Here is a 15545-nt window from a genome sequence, read left to right on the forward strand (position 1 = left end):
GGCGGCGCCCCGGGTGCGCTCTAGAGCATCCCCGTGAGCACCCCGCCGTCTACCCGCACTGCCGCGCCGTTCGTCGCCGACGCGAGCGGGCTCGCCAGGTACGCCACCAGCGAGGCGATCTCCTCCGGCTGGATGAACCGCTCGAGCAGTGTGGTGCGATTCTGTCCGATGATCGAGGCCCTCACCGCGTCGACCGGAGCGGCTTGAGCGGTGGCGATGGATTCAATCGTGCTGGCGACACCGTGTGAGAAGGTCGGGCCGCCGAGGATCGTGTTGACCGTGACGGCGGTGCCGCGGGTGAGCTTCGCGAGGCCGTTGCTCAGGGCGATCATCGCGGCTTTGGTGACTCCGTAGTGGATCATGTCGGCGGGAATGTTGACGCCGGACTCGCTGCTTACGAACAGGATGCGCCCCCAGCCACGGCCCAGCATGCCGGGCAACGCGTGCCTGGACAGGCGAACGCCGCTCATCAGGTTGACCTCGAGGTAGCGCAGCCACTCGTCGTCGGTGATGGACTCGAACTCCGCGAGGCCGAAGAGGCCGACGTTGTTGACGAGAATATCGACCTCGCCGAGTTCAGCGAGCAGCCGCTCGACCGTCGTGGGGTCGGCGAAGTCGGCGACCAGGCCGGCGTGAGCCGCTCCGGGATGGGCCCGCCGAAGTTCGGCCACGGCCGTATCAACCCCCTCCTTGTGGCGTCCGTTCACGATCACGCGCGCGCCTTCCTCGGCGAGCGTCGAGGCCACGGCGAAGCCGATCCCGTGCGTCGACCCGCTGACAAACGCCGTCTTGCCGTGCAGCTGAAGTTCCATCTTGTCTCCGTTCGGCGGAAGCATCCGCGCGGTCTTGTTACTTGCCTGAGCAAGTGAGGCTATGCCTTTTTACTTGCCTGAGCAAGTTGGCTAGACTCGAGCCATGACGCCTTCCCTCGACCAGCCCGGGCCCGACCAGCCCGAGCTCGGAGGCAACCGGCTCGCGGCGTGGGCCGCAATCGCCACGCTGCTCGAGCGACTCCCCGCGGCACTTGATGCCCAATTGCAGCGCGATAGCGGCTTGACACACTACGAGCACGGCCTGCTATTCGCGTTGGACAGCGCTCCACTCCACACGCTGCGCCTGAGCGTGCTCGCCGGCTACGCCAACAGCACGCTCTCCCGGCTCTCCCGGGCGATATCACGCCTGGAGAAAAAGGGCTGGGTGTTGCGTGAGATCGACCCGACCGACGGCCGTTTCACCCTGGCCGTCCTCACCGACGACGGGCGCGCCCTCGTGGCCGCGGCGACCCCCGCCCACCACACGCTGGTCGAAGAGCTCGTCTTCGACTCCCTCACCGCGGCTCAAGCAAGGCAGTTCGCGGAGATCAGCGCACGAATAGCGCTGGCGATCGATTCGACCGCACCGTGGGCGCCGGCAGATCGCCGGTCAGACGGCGTCAGCTGACGGCTTCCAGGTATCGTCTGCGGGGTCGAGCTGCCAGTGCGCGAGGGTGCCCGCCTCGCGATCGAGGTCCCGCAGCCAATACGTAGCGTCGGGGTCCCACCCGGCGAGCACGGTCGCCCGCTCACTGTCGATGGGGATGTCCGCTCCCGCCGTGGTGAGATAGCCGGCCGTCGTCAGGTGCACGGCATCGAAGTCGTGCCGCACCAACGACCAGTCGGGGATCACCCATGCTCCGGCCCGGCCGGTAGTGCGGTACCAGTCGTGGCGGCGGGATGCCGTGGCCTGCACGGGGTAGCGTCGCGCCAACTCCGCCCACGCATCCGGTCCGTCGATCTCGAAGACCCGCGCATCGCGCGGCACCCGAAGCTGTTCCACTGTGGCCGACTCCCACCCCAGCCCGTCTTCCACGAACCGAAGGCCCATCGGCGCGTGGCCCGGTAGCGCCCGCGTGCTGCTCAGCAGGCCCAGGGCCGGTCGTGACCACCAAGGGCCGCTGAACATCGCGGCCGGGTCGGCGGGGCGATCGCGTTGGGCCGCGGCCTCGTCCTCCAGGTGGAGCGCCTGCCATCGGTCGAGAATGTCACCCGCGGTGCGCGTCGGTGCCGGGGTGACATCCGGCAGGTCGGCGAAGGTGACCGCCCATTGCTCGCGCGGGTCCATCGGTTCAGCCCACCGAGTGCCACCCGGTGCCGAGGCGATGGCGTCGGCCACTCGAGCAAGCGCCGAGCGCACCTCCGGCGTGGCGGCGAGCACATCCGCCCCGTCCGGCTCCTGCCAATATCGGGCAGAGTCCACGACGGTTGCGAGAGCGAGCAGCAGGGTGCTCTCGTCGATCTGCGGAAGAGGCGCGGCGTCGATGAGCCGCGCGACCTCCCGCGGTGTCGGCGCGGGCGGCGGGCCTGTGCGCTCGTCCTCCCCCGGCCCGAAGAGCACCACCGAGGTTCCCCGACCGGGGTCGAGGTCGTAGGCGGCGTAGAAGACGGCCGTACCCAGTGTCTCCGTGGCGTCGGTGTCGTCTCCGCGGAGTGCGAGCATCATCTCCAGGCAGAGCCGGCGCCCCCGGGGCCCGGCGAGCAGATCGGCGCTCAGGCTCATGGGTCAGGCTTGTCGGTCGAGCAGCAAGTGGGCGTACGCGGCGAGCGTCGCCGCATCCACGATCTCGCCGACGCGGATCATGTGCCGAAAGTCGTCTTCGCTGAACCAGCGGTGCACCATGTCCTGTTCGGTGACCTCGCGTGCCGGCGGCCCGGGAGTCAGGTTCGTGGCCAGGTAGAGGTCGCAGCCCTGGCTGCTGTGGCCGTAGGCGGTGTAGAAGTGCGCCAGGTGGCGGATGTCCGCGGCGCGCAGTCCGGTCTCCTCCTGCAGTTCAGCACGGGCCAGGTCTTCCTGAGTGCCGTTGTTCTCACCGGGCCAGGAGCCCTGCGGAAACTCCCAGGCCCTCCGCCCGGCGGGGTACCGGAACTGCTCGACGAGCCAAAAACCACCGTCGGCAAACGGCACGATGATGGCGGAGTCGGGCTGGTCCACCACCCCGTAGAGGCCCGTCGCCCCGTCCTCGCGGCGCACCACGTCTTCCCGCACGGTCATCCAGGCGTTGCGGTACACCTCACGGGTCGAGACGGATTCAATCATTTGCCCATTCTCCCGCAGCGCTCTCGCGGTGGCCCCGCACCTTCATTTACACACCCGTAATAAAGCCGACTCATTTCGCGGCACCAATAGCTATACATTTTGTATATCCGCAGTAAGCAACATGCTTACTCGGGTCGGAAGGTGAAAATGAACGACAGTGATGGCATCACGCTCGGCCGCAGAGTGAAAGAACTACGCACCCTGCGCAAGATCTCCACGCGCGATCTCGCCGGTCGCGCCGGAGTCAGTGCCGGGTATATCAGCCAGATCGAGACCGGCAAGGCGAACGCGAGTCTGCAGACCGTGCGCGCCATCGCCGATGCTTTCGGCGTGCAGTGGATCGAGCTTTTCGAAGCCAAGCCGCGGCACGGCGAGATCTTGCGCAAAGCAGATCGGCCCAAGCTCTCGGCCACCACCACCGTTCGGCACTTCGGCATCACCAAGCCACCGGTCACCGACGTGGAAGTACTCGTGTCCGAGTACGAACCCGGCATGGCCGTTGGCGACGAGAACTACACCCACGGCGACTCTCACGAGATCGTCGTGATCCTCACGGGCACCTTCCTGTTCCGCCTCCTCGACCAGGAGTTCGAATTGCACGAAGGCGACAGCCTCGACTACCGCACCTCCACGCCCCACATGATCACCAACATCGGCAACACCGTGGGTGAGGCCCTCTGGGTCGTCACCCCTCCCTCCGGTCATCCCACGACCGATTCTCCTGCCTGACCCAGACCCACCTCGAACAGGACTCCCCCATGAACACCCTCCCCTCCTTCACTGCGCCCAAAAACAGCCTCCGCCGACGCATTGCCCCGTTGGCGATGCTGGCCGCGGCCGGCATTGTGCTCACCGGATGCAGCGCTCCCGCGCAGAGCTCCGACGGCACCGCGCTCACCACCATCGAATTCGGGCTGCCCACGCAGATGGGCGCCAACAATTCCCCCATGGCCGTCGCCCAGCACCTCGGCTACTTCGCCGATGAGGGCCTGGACGTGAAGATCGTGATCACCAAGGACTCGGCGTCGATCATCTCGGGGGTGGACAGCGGGTCGCTCGACATCGGCAGCACGCCGCCCGAACCCATCCTGCAGGCCAAGGCCAACGGCAACGGTGACGACCTCGTGCTGATGTACAACTACATCCGGCAGCAGACCGGGTCGATCGCGGTGCTCGACGACAGCCCGATCGAGTCCCTCGACGATTTCGCAGGCGCCACCATCGGCCAGGCCAGCCTGGGCACCAGCAACATGCTGCTCTCCAACGGCATCCTGCACACCGCCGGCCTCGAGGCCGACACCGACTTCTCCAACCTCGCGGTGGGAACCGGTGCCGCTGCCCGGCAGGCCCTCGAATCCGGGCAGGTCGACGGCCTCTCGCTCTGGGACACCGAATACGCGGCGATGGAAGCCACCGGCGTCAAGCTGCGCTACTTCACCATTCCCGAGGTGGAGAAGCTGTTCTCCACCAGCTACTTCACCACCACCACGTTCCTCGAAGATGACCGGGACACGGCCGCCGGCTTCGGTCGGGCGATGGCCAAGGCCACCCTGTTCGCGGCCACGAACCCCACCGCAGCGCTGACGATGATGTACGAGGACTACCCCGAGACCCTGATCGCCGGCACCTCCCCAGACGAACAGCTCGCCACCGACCTCGTCGCCCTCGAACGCCGGATCGTGCTGCTCACCGCCGGTGACCCGGTCGCCAACAAGGACTTCGGCTCCTACGAGGCATCCGCGGCCACAGCGTGGGTCGACTTCGCGACCTCGGCCGGCATCATCACCGAGCCGGTGGATGCCGACACCCTGTACACCGACGACCTCGTGGCCGACTACAACGACTTCGACACCGACGCCGTCGTGACCGCCGCCGAGGACTGGACGGCCGCAGAGTGAGCGCCCCCGTGTTGACCCCGACCCCCTCGCTCGCCCGACGTGCCGCGCATGTGCCGCTCACCTGGTCAGACGGCGTGCCGGCCATCGACCACCACTCCCACGCGGGCTATGTGCGCCCCGGCGAGCACATCCACGGCTACGACGGCTACGAGCGCGAAAACGCCATGGGCCACGTCGAAGCCAATCTGCCCCACGCGGTCTACGGCGAGTACACCCGCGCGGTGTTCGAACACGATGCCGCGGCGCTCGGCCGGCTGGAAACGGAATGGAACATCGCCAAGCTGATCGACCAGAGCGTGCTCTTCCAGTCCACCACCGTGCACGCCGCAGCGCTGGCCGAAGGAACCGTGGCCCTGTTCGGCGACCGCAGCCCGGCCGACCTCGCCGTGGCCAGCGCCGACGGCCGTCGCACCGACTTCCTCGGCCTCTACGACAAGGCCCTGGTGCTCTCCGACACCGAATCGGTCATCACCGACCTCCCGGCCATCGACGCGTCGATCTGGCCGCACAGTCGTTACAAGCCGATCGCCCGCATCGACCCCTACCTCTACCCGTTCGGGCACCCGGTGTTCACTGAGCGCGGGGCGGATGCGCCGCGGTTCCGTCGTATCTTCGGCTCGATCCTGACCGACCAGCTGCGCCTGGCCGGGCTCGAGGAACCGCCGGCCACCCTCGACGAGTATCTCGACGTGGTGCGCGCTTCGATCACCCGCCGCCGGCAGGAGGGTTACGTGGGCCTCAAGATCGCCTCGGCCTACGTGCGCTCGCTCGAATTCGTGCGCACCCCGCTCCAAGACGCCCGCATTGCGTACACCGCCCTGCAGGCGGCGGCGCAGGCCGGTTCGGCCCTCCTGCCGGCCCAGCACAAGGCCCTCGCCGACCACCTCGTCTACGCCATCGCCGAGCACGCGGTGGAGCTCGACCTGCCGCTGCAGATCCACACCGGCATGGGCCACTCCGAACCCGGGCTCAAGCTGGCCGGGGCGAACCCGATCCTGCTCGAGCAGTTCCTCGACACCCCGGCGCTCAATCGACTGCGGGTCATCCTCATCCACGGCGGCTACCCCTACGGCTCGTACCTGGCGGCAATGAGCCAGGCGCGGGGCAATGTGTTCGTCGACTTCTCCTGGATGACCTACCTGCAAGAGCACACCCTGCACCGAATGCTCGAGGAGTGGCTCGAACTACTGCCGGCCAACAAGGTGATGTTCGGCACCGACACCGGGTCGCCCGAGTTCCACGTGTCGGGCACCCGCCGCGGCCGGGTGGCGCTGGACGCGGCGCTCGGCAGCGGCCGGGCATCCGGACTCTGGAGCGCCCGGCAGGCCGCCTGGCTCGCCGAACGCGTGATGCACCAGAACCTGCGCGACGTCTACGGGTTCGACCGGTGAGCGCCGTGCAGCCGCTGATCAGCATCGAGCACCTGGAGAAGGTCTATCCGACCTCCAGCGGCGACATCCATGCCCTCTCCGACGTGAACCTCTCCATCGCCGACGGCGAGTTCGTGGCCATCGTGGGGCCCAGCGGATGCGGCAAGACCACGCTGCTGAAGATCCTCGCCGGTCTGGAGTCCCACACCGGCGGCACCGCCACCATCGCCGGCGCCCCGATCGCCAAGCCGCGCGGCGATGTGGGCATGGTGTTCCAGAAGCCGGTGCTGCTGCCGTGGCGCACCATCGGGCAGAACGTGCTGCTGCCGCTGGAACTGCACCGCAAGGTGGGGCGCGCCGAGAAGGCCGCCGCACAGAACCTGCTCGACATGGTGGGACTGGGCGACTTCGTGTCGAAGTATCCCAAGGAGCTCTCCGGAGGCATGCAGCAGCGCGCGGCGATCTGCCGGGCGCTGGTGCACGACCCGGCCGTGCTGCTGATGGACGAACCGTTCGGGGCGCTGGACGCCATGACCCGGGACGCCCTGAACGTGGAGGTGAACCGCATCTGGCGGGAAACCGCCAAGACCGCCGTACTCATCACGCACAGCATTCCCGAAGCGGTGTTCCTCGCCCAGCGGGTGATCGTGATGAGCCCCCGGCCCGGCCGCATCGTCGACGTGATCGATGTGCCCTTCGGGCCGACCCGCACCCTCGACTTGCTCGGCTCGCCCGAGTTCGCCGATCTGAACGCCCGCATCCGCAGCTACTTCGAGGTGACCGCATGACCACCCAGACGATCACGACGCCCTCCGCAACCGCGCCGCGGCCGCGGAGATCGCGTCGCCCCTCACCCCGCCGGCTCAAGTCGGTGGCCGGCAGCGTGCTGCTCGGCGTCGTGCTCCTGGCGGCCTGGCAGTTCGTTCCCGGCTGGACCGGAACGCCCAGCTACGTCGTGCCACCACTCTCGGACGTGCTCACGGCGCTCACCGACCCCACTGCGCTGCCGCGCTACGTCTCGAACGCGGGCACCACCCTCACCGAAGTGCTGGTGGGCCTCGGTATCGGGGTGGTGATCGGTCTCGTCGGCGGTATCGCCCTGGCCCAGTTCCGCACCGTCTACGACGTCGTCTTCCCCTACATCGTGGCTATCGAGTCGATCCCCAAGGTGGCCGTGGCGCCACTGTTCATCATCTGGTTCGGCTTCGACCTGCCATCGAAGATCGTCGTCGTGGTGCTGCTCGCGTTCTTCCCCGTGCTGGTGAACACCATCCACGGCATCCGCGAGGTGGACCGCGACCAGATCGAGCTGTTCGAGGCCAACGGGGCGAGCCCGGGCCAGATCCGCATGAAGCTGCTGCTGCCCGCCGCCCTGCCGAGCATCTTCAGCGGCCTGGAACTGGCGGTGGCCAACTCCATGATCGGTGCCATCGTGGCCGAGTTCGTTGGCGCCCAACACGGGCTGGGCGTGCTGATTCTGCAGGCGCAGGGCGGCATGCAGACGGCGGCGGTGTTCGCGCTGCTGATAATACTCTCGGCGCTGGGGATTGTGCTGAACACCATCGTGCGCATGGCCCGCCGTAAGGTGGTGTTCTGGGCCTGAGGCGCTGACCTTCACCTGGCCGGGGCGGCGTGACGGGACTGCGCTGCGCTGCGGCTCAGCGTTCGTCGCGGACCGGCGCTCCCGCTGTCGCCGGGATGTCGAACTGGTCGAACGTGGCGGCGAGCAGTTCGCGGGGGCTGCGCTTCTCGCCGGCCACGGCCCACGCGGCCAGGGCCACATCGAAGCAGACGATGCTCGCTTGAACGATCACGCGTGCTCGCAGGGCAGCGTCGAGACCGGGAAGGCGAGCCTCGACGAGGGGCGTGAGCATGCCTTCCCAGAGCAGGTGCTTCTCGATGTGTCGAGAGCGCAGCGATGCGGTGCTGGTGAGCACCCTGAGACCTCGCTTCTGACGCTCCCCCTGCTTGCCCCCGGCTCTCAGCAGTGCGTCGAACGATGCGTGCAGGGAGCGCCAGAGCGGCTCCTCCGCGGGCCTGGCCGCGAACTCATCTCGCACGAATTCGCCCCACGGCCCTGGGTCGCCGATCACGGTGTCTTCTTTGGCGGGAAAGTACCGGTGGAAGCTTCGGGTGGAGATGCCCGCCGCGGCGGCGACCTCTTCCACCGTCACGTTGTCGAAGCCTCGGTGAGCGTAGAGCTCGATGGCGACCTCGGCGACATGCGCTCGAACGGACTCGCGCGTGATAGCGCGCAGCACGTTGCGGGCGGCGGGGGAAGACGTCATGGGCTCAGCCTATCGCGTGTGGCAGAGACTGCCACTTTAGGCGTAGAGTGCTAGCTCCGCCGACAGAAAGACAGCACATGCAGAAAAGATCTCTAGGCCAGCAAGGTTTCAGTTCCTCGGCCATCGCCTACGGAGCGATGGGCACGGCGATCGGTTACGGCCCGAGCGACGACACCGCATCGATCACCGCCATCCGTCACGCCCACGACCTCGGCGTGACGCACTTCGACACCGCCGAAATGTATGGCTGGGGCACGGGCGAAAAGCTACTCGGCACGGCACTCGCACCCATCCGCGACGAGGTGACCATCGCGACCAAGTTCGGCTTCACCCCGACTTTCGCCCGCAATTCAGCGCCGGACCACATCCGTGCCGTGGTCGACACGAGCCTGCGGAACCTGGGCACGGACCACATCGACGTGCTGTACCAGCACGCCCCCGATCCGGCCGTTCCCATCGAAGACGTGGTCGGCGTCATGGCCGAACTCGTCGCCGCAGGCAAGGTGTCCTACCTCGGCCTGTCGAACACCGATCCGGACAGCATCCGGCGCGCTCACGTCGTGCACCCCATTTCGGTCATGCAGAGCGAGTACTCGATCTTCTCCCGCGACTCGGAAGCACTGCTCCCCACCCTCACCGAGTTGGGAATCGGGTTGGTCGCATACTCCCCGCTAGCCAGGGGATTCCTGACCGGGGGCGTGAAACCTCGTGACCACTACGACGTCGGCGACTTCCGTCAGGGCGTCGGTTGGTGGGCACCGGAGAACTTCGCCACCAACATGACCATGGTCACCCGGCTCACCGACCTTGCCACCGGCAAGAACACGACCCTGGCCGGCCTGGCGCTGGCGTGGCTCCTCGCCCTCAAAGACGACATCGTGCCCATCCCCGGATCGCGGAACGCGACGCGGGTGGCGGAGAACATCGCGGCGGCAGACGTGGTTCTCACGGACGACGACCTTGCTCGTATTCAGGAAATCGTTCCGACGGGCGCGATCGGCGACCGCGGCATGTGACCGACTCCCCCGGCCCGACCGGCCGCTTCAGGCGAAGCGAACCCGTCGGGTGACGACGAGCTCGGCCGCCGTGAACTGCAGCGGCGAGTCGGTCGGTGCTGGTCGCACCCGCGGGTCGACGAACACGTCTGCCGTCGGGTCCCAGGGCAGCGCCTCCAGCCGGATGCCGAGATCGGCGACCGACCGGTGCGGCGTGAGGTCGATGTCCCAGCGGCGTCCGGACCAGAACTGGTCAGACACGAATTCGTCGCCGATGTAGGCGCGGGCGGCGTCGCCCACCCACTCGAGCGAGAGGTACACGCTGTCGCTCTCGTCGAGGTGGGAGAGGTCGGGGAGCACGATCCGCAGCCGTGCCGCCCGCTCGAAGTCGGACTCCAGTGGAGCCGACGCACGGTTGGCACTTCCACCCCGGCGATGCTCCGCCACGCCGGTGGCGCGCTGTTCGACCACGACCGCCGCCTCCGGCACGGCGTCGGGACCGGTGACCAAGTACCGGCTGAACACGCCGCGGGCCCCGGCAGGTGCGACTCCTGGGGGAAGCGAACCGTCGGCAAGCGGCGGGAGCACCAGGCACTCGTTGTCGGCCGAGGTCGGAAAGAGGGTGAAATCGTCACCGAAGGCGAGGGCGCCGTCCCAGACCACGAGCGAGTCGGTGCCCTGGATTTCACCGCGCCAGACCCGCGCCGCCGTGTACGGATCGAGAATGAGCAGCCGGGTCGACCCGATGGTCACGACGGTGTCGATTCCCGGCTGAGCGGTTGGCCGCAGAAGGAGCGTGCCGTCGCCGAGCGTCTCGACGGTGGCGCCGCTGATGGTGGCCGCATCCACTCCCTCCACGAGCAGTTCCGGATCGACTCCCGCGGTGGCCGCGAAGACCACCAGGGAACCGATGGCGGTGATCGGCTGCAGGGTCGCGCTGACCGCGGGGATGCTGCCGAACGGTTGGCGCAACGGCCAGGCGAAGTAGCTGCCGGAGGCGAGTTCGATCGGGGCCGTCGGGAGGGTCACCGTGTTGGGGCCGAGTTCGACGGCGAACTGCACGCCGGCGATGGCCGGCAGCGGCTGGCCAGCGGGTTGGTGGTTGTTGACAAAGAGGTAGCCCCGCTGTCCGTCACCCCGAACGGACCACCGTGGTGCGCCCGGCTCCGTGGGAGGGATCACCGCCGGGTAGGTGGCGATCTCCGCACCGAACGACTGCAGGAGCAGGTGCTGCTGGCGAAGCAGGTGGTAGTGCTCCCGCACCTGGCCGAGTGCCCCGAGCGGTGCGTAGAAGTCGTAGTCGAGCAGCGGCACGTCGTTGGGATAGCCGGTCTCCTGCGACTCCTGGGTGGAGGTGAGCTCACCCATCACCTGCTGCACACCGTGGTAGAGGTAGTAGCCCTGCCAGGCGGAACCGCTGCCGATCTTCACCAGCCCCAGGGCCGCGACATCGATCGAGTCGACGCAGGGGCGCCGGTGATAGGCGACGTGCATGCCGCCACCGAGTTCGCAGGTGACGAACGGGTAGCGGTAGTCGCGGTCGGCGGCCACGGCATCCGTGCCCCGCACATCGGCGCCCACCGACAGGTCATCCCGCACGGTTGAGAAGGTGAAGTGCATGGGGCCGAACTCGGGCCAGTCCACCTGGGACGATTCCCAGAACCCGTCGGAGTACCCGGCGTAGACCGGCATCACCCGGTCGGCGGGCAGTTGGGCGCCGCCCCACCCGGTGGCGACCCAGAGTGACGCGTGCATGCCGAGGTCTTCGGCGATCGAGCGCAGGGTGTCGATGTGGTCGGGCTGGTCGTACAGCTCGTTGTCGACCTGCACGGCGATGATCGGCCCGTCGGGGTTCGCCGCAGAGTGGAACAGGCCGCGCAGTTGGCGCTCGACCGCGGTGTACCAATGGCGCACCAGGGTGAGGTAGCGCGGGTCGTTGGTGCGGTGCTCGATCGGGCGCGCCTGCACCCAGTCAGGAAACCCGCCGTTGCGGGCCTCACCGTGAGCCCATGGCCCGATCCGGATGACGACGCACAGGCCGACCCGGTGCGCGATCTGCAGGAACCGGCGGAGATCACGGTTGCCGTCCCAGCGCACGGTGCCTTCGATCTCCTCGTGCAGAATCCAGAACACGTAGGTCGCGAGCACGTCGATCCCGCCGGCTTTGATCTTGCGGAGCTCGGTCTCCCACCTCGCGGCGTCGTCGCGGCTGTAGTGGTATTCACCCATCACGGGAAACCAGGGCGTGCCGGCGCGCGTCACGTAGCGATTCGTGAGCTCGACCGCGTTGGGAGTACCGGCCGGGTCGCCCATGTCCACGGCGGGGCGCACCGCGGGAGGCGCTGGCGGAACCGACAGGGAGAAGATCGTCATGGCAGCTGAATCCTAATCGTGGCTGGTCGCCGCGAGGTGCAGCCACCAGGTGAATGGTCGCCCGGGTTCGAGCAGGCGGATGCGCCCCTCGGCCACGGCGCGGGCCGCCGAGTCCCCGAACGCGGTCGACGGTTCGATCGCCACAACGGGGGTGTCGGTGAATTCGCCGCCGTCCCAGTAGAGGCCGAGATAGGGCAGCAGGTCTCGGTCCCAGCTCAGGGTGAGGGTGTCACCGTTGGCGTGCACGACGGCGGCGCTGGAGTGCGGCTCGGCGGTGAAGGCCTTGAGCGCCGCAGTCCCGACCGCGGCCGGCCAGTCGGGTGCCGCGCCGGTGCGGGGATACTCCTCGACGAGCGTGAGCCGGGGCTCGGCCATGACGATGTTGGTGCCGGCGTCGGCGGCGAAGAGCGGATGCGCGCACCAGGCCAGTGGCACCGGCGACGCGGCATCCGTGCTCGCTGTGTACACCAGCCGGATGCCGGTGTCGGTGGCCTCGACCCGCCGGATGAGGTTGATCGGCAGGCTGAGGAGCCGCACGCTGGTCTGAATGTGGGCGGCATCCGCGGAGTCCAGCGCCCACGGGGTCTGCCAGGCGTCACCATGATCGGCCAGCACTGTGCCGGTGGATGCCGAGCCGTCGGCCAGGGTGCACGCCGACACTGTGGGAATCGCCTCGTCCCAGCCGCCGCTGCCGGGCTGCACGAACACCCCCGGCGACCGGGGGCCGCTGGGAGCGAGCCACTCCCGGCCGCCGGAGGTGAGGCTGGTGATGCGGGCGCCGTCGGCGACGTCGACCTGAACGGTGATGCCGCCGCCGGAGATGCCGGGCATCAGCCCGGCAGGCCGATGCGGCGTTCGCCCGAACGCAATTGCTGGATGACCACGGCCACGATGAGCAGGGCGCCCTTGGCCACGTTCTGCCAGAACGAGTTGACGCCGAGCAGAGTCATGCCGTTGGTGAGGATGCCGAGCAGGATCACCGCCAGGATGGTGCCGGCGATGGTGCCCTTGCCGCCCTTGAGCGCGGCGCCACCCAGCGCCGCGGCGGTGATGGCCTCGAGCTCGAGGCCCTCGGAGCCGGAGACCGGTTGGCCGGAGCCGGTGCGGGCGGTGATCAGCACACCGGCGATCGCGGCGATGGCGCCGGTGGCCACGTAGACGCCGATGATGTAGCGGTTGATGTTGATGCCGGCCAGGCGGGAGGCGATGTCGTTGCCGCCGACGGCGTAGATGTTGCGGCCCACGCTGGTGTAGCGCAGCAGCACGTGGGCGAGCACGGCGATGATGACGAGCACCCAGATCAGGGTGGGCACGCCGAGGAGGGTGCCGCGGGCGAGGAAGACGAAGAAGCCGTCGGCGCCGGTGTAACCCTGGGCGCGGCCGTCGGAGATGAGTTGCGCCACACCCTTGTAGGCGGCGAGGGTGGCCAGGGTCGCGATCACCGGGTTGACCCGGCCGAACACGATGATGCAGCCGTTGAGCAACCCGCAGAGCATGCCGATGCCGATGGCACCGACCACGCCGATGAACGGCCCGGTGGCGGTGAAGATCATCGCCGACGACACCGAGGTGAGCCCGGCGATGGAGCCGACCGAGATGTCGAGGGCGCCCATGATGATCACGATGGTCTGCACCACGGCGAGGAGGCCGGAGATGGCGATGGCGGTGCCGATCACCCGCAGGTTGCCGACGGTGAAGAACAGCGGGTTCTGGCTGCCGATCACGGCGACGACGAGGGCGATGGCCATCAGCAGGGAGATGTTCTGCACGCCGACGATGCCCAGGACCCGGCGGAACACGCCCGGGCGGAGGCCACTGTCGAGGGGCGGCTGCGACTGCAGTGTCGCGGTGGACTGGGTTGTGGGCACCGGAGTGCTCCTTTCGAGACGGACGCTCATGAGTGGGAAGTGCTGAGATCGGAGTCAGCGGCAGCTTCATCCATGGCCAGGGCCAGGATCTGTTCTTCGGTGACGTGGTCGCGGGCGAGTTCGCCGGTGATGCGGCCGCCGGCCATGACGTAGATGCGGTCGGAGAGCCCGATCACTTCGGGGAGCTCGCTGGAGACCACGAGCACGGCCACGCCGGCTTGCGCGAGTTCGTCGATGATGGCGTAGATCTCCGCCTTCGCGCCCACGTCGACGCCGCGGGTGGGCTCGTCGAGCACCAGCAACCGCGGATGCGTGGCGAGCCACCGGGCCAGCACCACCTTCTGCTGGTTGCCGCCGGAGAGGTTACCCACGAGTTGGTCGCTCGACGGGGTGCGGATGCCCAGCCGGGCGATGTACTCGGCGGCGAGCGCCTTCTCGTCGCTGCTGCGCACGAAGATCCACCGGCTCAGGTTGCGCAGCCGGGCCAGGGCCACGTTGTCGCGCACGGAGCGCTGTAGCAGCAGGGCTTCGGCCTTGCGTTCCTCGGGGGCGAAGCCGATGCCGGCGGCGATCGCGTCGGCCGGGGTGCGGAAGTTGGCGGTGACGCCGCCCATCAGCAGCTGCCCGGAGTCGATTCTCAGGTCGCCGACGATGGTCTTCATCAGTTCGCTGCGGCCGGCGCCGACCAGACCGCTCACGCCGACCACTTCGCCGGCCTTGACCTCGAGGTGGATGTCGCTGACGTGGGCGTTGCTCACCCCGCGCAGTTCGAGCACCGTCTCGCCGGGCACGACCGGGTCGCGGTGGAAGAACTGGGAGAGATCGCGGCCCACCATCATCCGCACCAGTTCGACGTGGTTGGTCTCTGCGGTGGTCTTGGTGCCCACGAATTTGCCGTCGCGCAGCACGGTGATGTTGTCGGAGAGTTCGAAAATCTCGTGCATGCGGTGCGAGACGTAGCCGATGGCGATGCCTTCGTCGCGCAGCCGGCGGATGAGGCGGAAGAGGATGACGACTTCTTCGTCGCCGAGCGAGGAGGTGGGTTCGTCGAAGCAGATCACCGACGGTGAGTCCACCAGGGCGCGCATGATCTCCACGATCTGGCGTTGTGCGGGTGAGAGTTCGCTGCCCAGGGTTTCGGGGCGGATGACCTTCTCGAACCCGTACTGGCGCAGGTCGGCCTCGGCGCGGGCGAACAGGGCGGCCCGGTTGAAGAACAGGCCCTGCCGGCCGAGCGCGCCCACGTAGATGTTCTCGGCCACCGACACGTGCAGGAGAACTTCGGGTTCCTGGGCGATCACGCGGAGGCCGGCCAACCGGGACTGCCGCGGATCGGTGAAGGTGACCTCGGTGCCGGCCAGGGCGAGGGTGCCGGCATCCGGCTGCAGGTCACCGGTGAGGATCTTGAGCAGGGTGGACTTGCCGGCGCCGTTCTCGCCCATCAGGGCTGTGACCTCGCCGGCGCGCAGTTCGAGCTGCACGCCCTGCAGGGCGCGCACCGGGCCGAAGCTCTTCTCGATGCCGGTGGCGCGAAGCAGAACGGTGCCGGGCGGCGCCTGTTCTCGAGCGGATGCTGCCTGCTCTGGTGTCTTGACCATGGCTGGGTGTGCCTTTCCGTAGCCGGGTGGCTGGAGGTGCGGGTTGTGCTGGGCGGATTCGGGTGGTGGGGCGGGGTGCGACG

Annotated in this window: 15 protein-coding genes; 7 read left to right on the forward strand and 8 right to left on the reverse strand. The window is 68.2% G+C overall.

Annotated features, from left to right (window positions below; genetic code table 11):
• Positions 1-20: 20 nt before the first annotated feature.
• Positions 21-812 carry an SDR family NAD(P)-dependent oxidoreductase gene (locus tag CTB96_RS03885; protein WP_110125925.1) on the reverse strand — a complete coding sequence of 264 codons (792 nt, stop codon included), beginning with the start codon at positions 810-812 and terminating at the stop codon, positions 21-23.
• Positions 813-915: 103 nt separating this feature from the next.
• Between CTB96_RS03885 and CTB96_RS03890 the strand changes: the two genes are divergently transcribed.
• Positions 916-1440 carry a MarR family winged helix-turn-helix transcriptional regulator gene (locus CTB96_RS03890; protein ID WP_110125577.1) on the forward strand — a complete coding sequence of 175 codons (525 nt, stop codon included), beginning with the start codon at positions 916-918 and terminating at the stop codon, positions 1438-1440.
• Here CTB96_RS03890 and CTB96_RS03895 read toward each other — a convergent pair.
• A complete protein-coding gene (locus CTB96_RS03895; RefSeq protein ID WP_110125578.1) occupies positions 1423-2535 on the reverse strand; it encodes a hypothetical protein in 1113 nt (370 codons plus the stop codon). The two genes, CTB96_RS03890 and CTB96_RS03895, sit on opposite strands and share 18 nt — an antisense overlap.
• 3 nt (positions 2536-2538) lie before the next feature.
• Positions 2539-3072, reverse strand: a complete 534-nt coding sequence (locus CTB96_RS03900) for an NUDIX domain-containing protein (RefSeq protein ID WP_110125579.1) — start codon at positions 3070-3072, stop codon at positions 2539-2541.
• A 147-nt stretch (positions 3073-3219) separates the two neighbouring features.
• On the opposite strand from CTB96_RS03900, the gene CTB96_RS03905 reads away from it, so the two are divergent.
• Genes CTB96_RS03905 through CTB96_RS03925 form a run of 5 tightly spaced genes read left to right on the forward strand, consistent with a single transcriptional unit; the run spans position 3220 to position 7943 of the window.
• Complete coding sequence (locus CTB96_RS03905; RefSeq protein WP_110125580.1) at positions 3220-3801, forward strand: helix-turn-helix domain-containing protein; 582 nt, start codon at positions 3220-3222, stop codon at positions 3799-3801.
• A gap of 29 nt (positions 3802-3830) precedes the next feature.
• The gene (locus CTB96_RS03910) at positions 3831-4970 is read left to right on the forward strand and encodes an ABC transporter substrate-binding protein (RefSeq protein WP_110125581.1); all 1140 of its coding nucleotides are present in this window, start codon (positions 3831-3833) and stop codon (positions 4968-4970) included.
• 8 nt (positions 4971-4978) lie between these two features.
• A complete protein-coding gene (locus CTB96_RS03915) occupies positions 4979-6361 on the forward strand; it encodes an amidohydrolase family protein (protein ID WP_146215746.1) in 1383 nt (460 codons plus the stop codon).
• The gene (locus CTB96_RS03920) at positions 6358-7128 is read left to right on the forward strand and encodes an ABC transporter ATP-binding protein (protein ID WP_219993206.1); all 771 of its coding nucleotides are present in this window, start codon (positions 6358-6360) and stop codon (positions 7126-7128) included. The genes CTB96_RS03915 and CTB96_RS03920 overlap by 4 nt, the downstream gene beginning before the upstream one ends.
• Positions 7125-7943, forward strand: a complete 819-nt coding sequence (locus CTB96_RS03925) for an ABC transporter permease (RefSeq protein WP_110125583.1) — start codon at positions 7125-7127, stop codon at positions 7941-7943. The genes CTB96_RS03920 and CTB96_RS03925 overlap by 4 nt, the downstream gene beginning before the upstream one ends.
• A gap of 55 nt (positions 7944-7998) precedes the next feature.
• Here CTB96_RS03925 and CTB96_RS03930 read toward each other — a convergent pair whose 3' ends face one another.
• Entirely contained in the window at positions 7999-8628 is a 630-nt protein-coding gene (locus CTB96_RS03930; RefSeq protein WP_110125584.1) for a TetR family transcriptional regulator, read from the reverse strand.
• 77 nt (positions 8629-8705) lie between these two features.
• Between CTB96_RS03930 and CTB96_RS03935 the strand changes: the two genes are divergently transcribed.
• A complete protein-coding gene (locus CTB96_RS03935; RefSeq protein ID WP_110125585.1) occupies positions 8706-9644 on the forward strand; it encodes an aldo/keto reductase in 939 nt (312 codons plus the stop codon).
• 27 nt (positions 9645-9671) lie between these two features.
• Here CTB96_RS03935 and CTB96_RS03940 read toward each other — a convergent pair whose 3' ends face one another.
• The 4 genes from CTB96_RS03940 to CTB96_RS03955 are packed head-to-tail and all read right to left on the reverse strand — an operon-like array spanning position 9672 to position 15462.
• Positions 9672-11996, reverse strand: a complete 2325-nt coding sequence (locus CTB96_RS03940) for a beta-galactosidase (protein WP_110125586.1) — start codon at positions 11994-11996, stop codon at positions 9672-9674.
• 12 nt (positions 11997-12008) lie between these two features.
• A complete protein-coding gene (locus tag CTB96_RS03945; RefSeq protein WP_110125587.1) occupies positions 12009-12827 on the reverse strand; it encodes an aldose epimerase family protein in 819 nt (272 codons plus the stop codon).
• Positions 12827-13864, reverse strand: a complete 1038-nt coding sequence (locus CTB96_RS03950) for an ABC transporter permease (RefSeq protein WP_219993207.1) — start codon at positions 13862-13864, stop codon at positions 12827-12829. The genes CTB96_RS03945 and CTB96_RS03950 overlap by 1 nt, the downstream gene beginning before the upstream one ends.
• 26 nt (positions 13865-13890) lie before the next feature.
• Entirely contained in the window at positions 13891-15462 is a 1572-nt protein-coding gene (locus CTB96_RS03955; RefSeq protein WP_110125589.1) for a sugar ABC transporter ATP-binding protein, read from the reverse strand.
• Between the last annotated feature and the right edge of the window lie 83 nt (positions 15463-15545).

Origin of the sequence: Cryobacterium arcticum (genome assembly GCF_003185895.1) — a bacterium.
Taxonomy (GTDB): domain Bacteria; phylum Actinomycetota; class Actinomycetes; order Actinomycetales; family Microbacteriaceae; genus Cryobacterium; species Cryobacterium arcticum.

Coding starts and splice junctions, on each gene's coding strand:
- CTB96_RS03890 (WP_110125577.1), top strand. CDS start 916: ATGACGCCTTCCCTCGACCAGCCCGGGCCCGACCAGCCCGAGCTCGGA.
- CTB96_RS03945 (WP_110125587.1), bottom strand. CDS start 12,827: ATGCCCGGCATCTCCGGCGGCGGCATCACCGTTCAGGTCGACGTCGCC.
- CTB96_RS03910 (WP_110125581.1), top strand. CDS start 3,831: ATGAACACCCTCCCCTCCTTCACTGCGCCCAAAAACAGCCTCCGCCGA.
- CTB96_RS03930 (WP_110125584.1), bottom strand. CDS start 8,628: ATGACGTCTTCCCCCGCCGCCCGCAACGTGCTGCGCGCTATCACGCGC.
- CTB96_RS03940 (WP_110125586.1), bottom strand. CDS start 11,996: ATGACGATCTTCTCCCTGTCGGTTCCGCCAGCGCCTCCCGCGGTGCGC.
- CTB96_RS03925 (WP_110125583.1), top strand. CDS start 7,125: ATGACCACCCAGACGATCACGACGCCCTCCGCAACCGCGCCGCGGCCG.
- CTB96_RS03905 (WP_110125580.1), top strand. CDS start 3,220: ATGAACGACAGTGATGGCATCACGCTCGGCCGCAGAGTGAAAGAACTA.
- CTB96_RS03900 (WP_110125579.1), bottom strand. CDS start 3,072: ATGATTGAATCCGTCTCGACCCGTGAGGTGTACCGCAACGCCTGGATG.
- CTB96_RS03935 (WP_110125585.1), top strand. CDS start 8,706: ATGCAGAAAAGATCTCTAGGCCAGCAAGGTTTCAGTTCCTCGGCCATC.
- CTB96_RS03955 (WP_110125589.1), bottom strand. CDS start 15,462: ATGGTCAAGACACCAGAGCAGGCAGCATCCGCTCGAGAACAGGCGCCG.
- CTB96_RS03885 (WP_110125925.1), bottom strand. CDS start 812: ATGGAACTTCAGCTGCACGGCAAGACGGCGTTTGTCAGCGGGTCGACG.
- CTB96_RS03895 (WP_110125578.1), bottom strand. CDS start 2,535: ATGAGCCTGAGCGCCGATCTGCTCGCCGGGCCCCGGGGGCGCCGGCTC.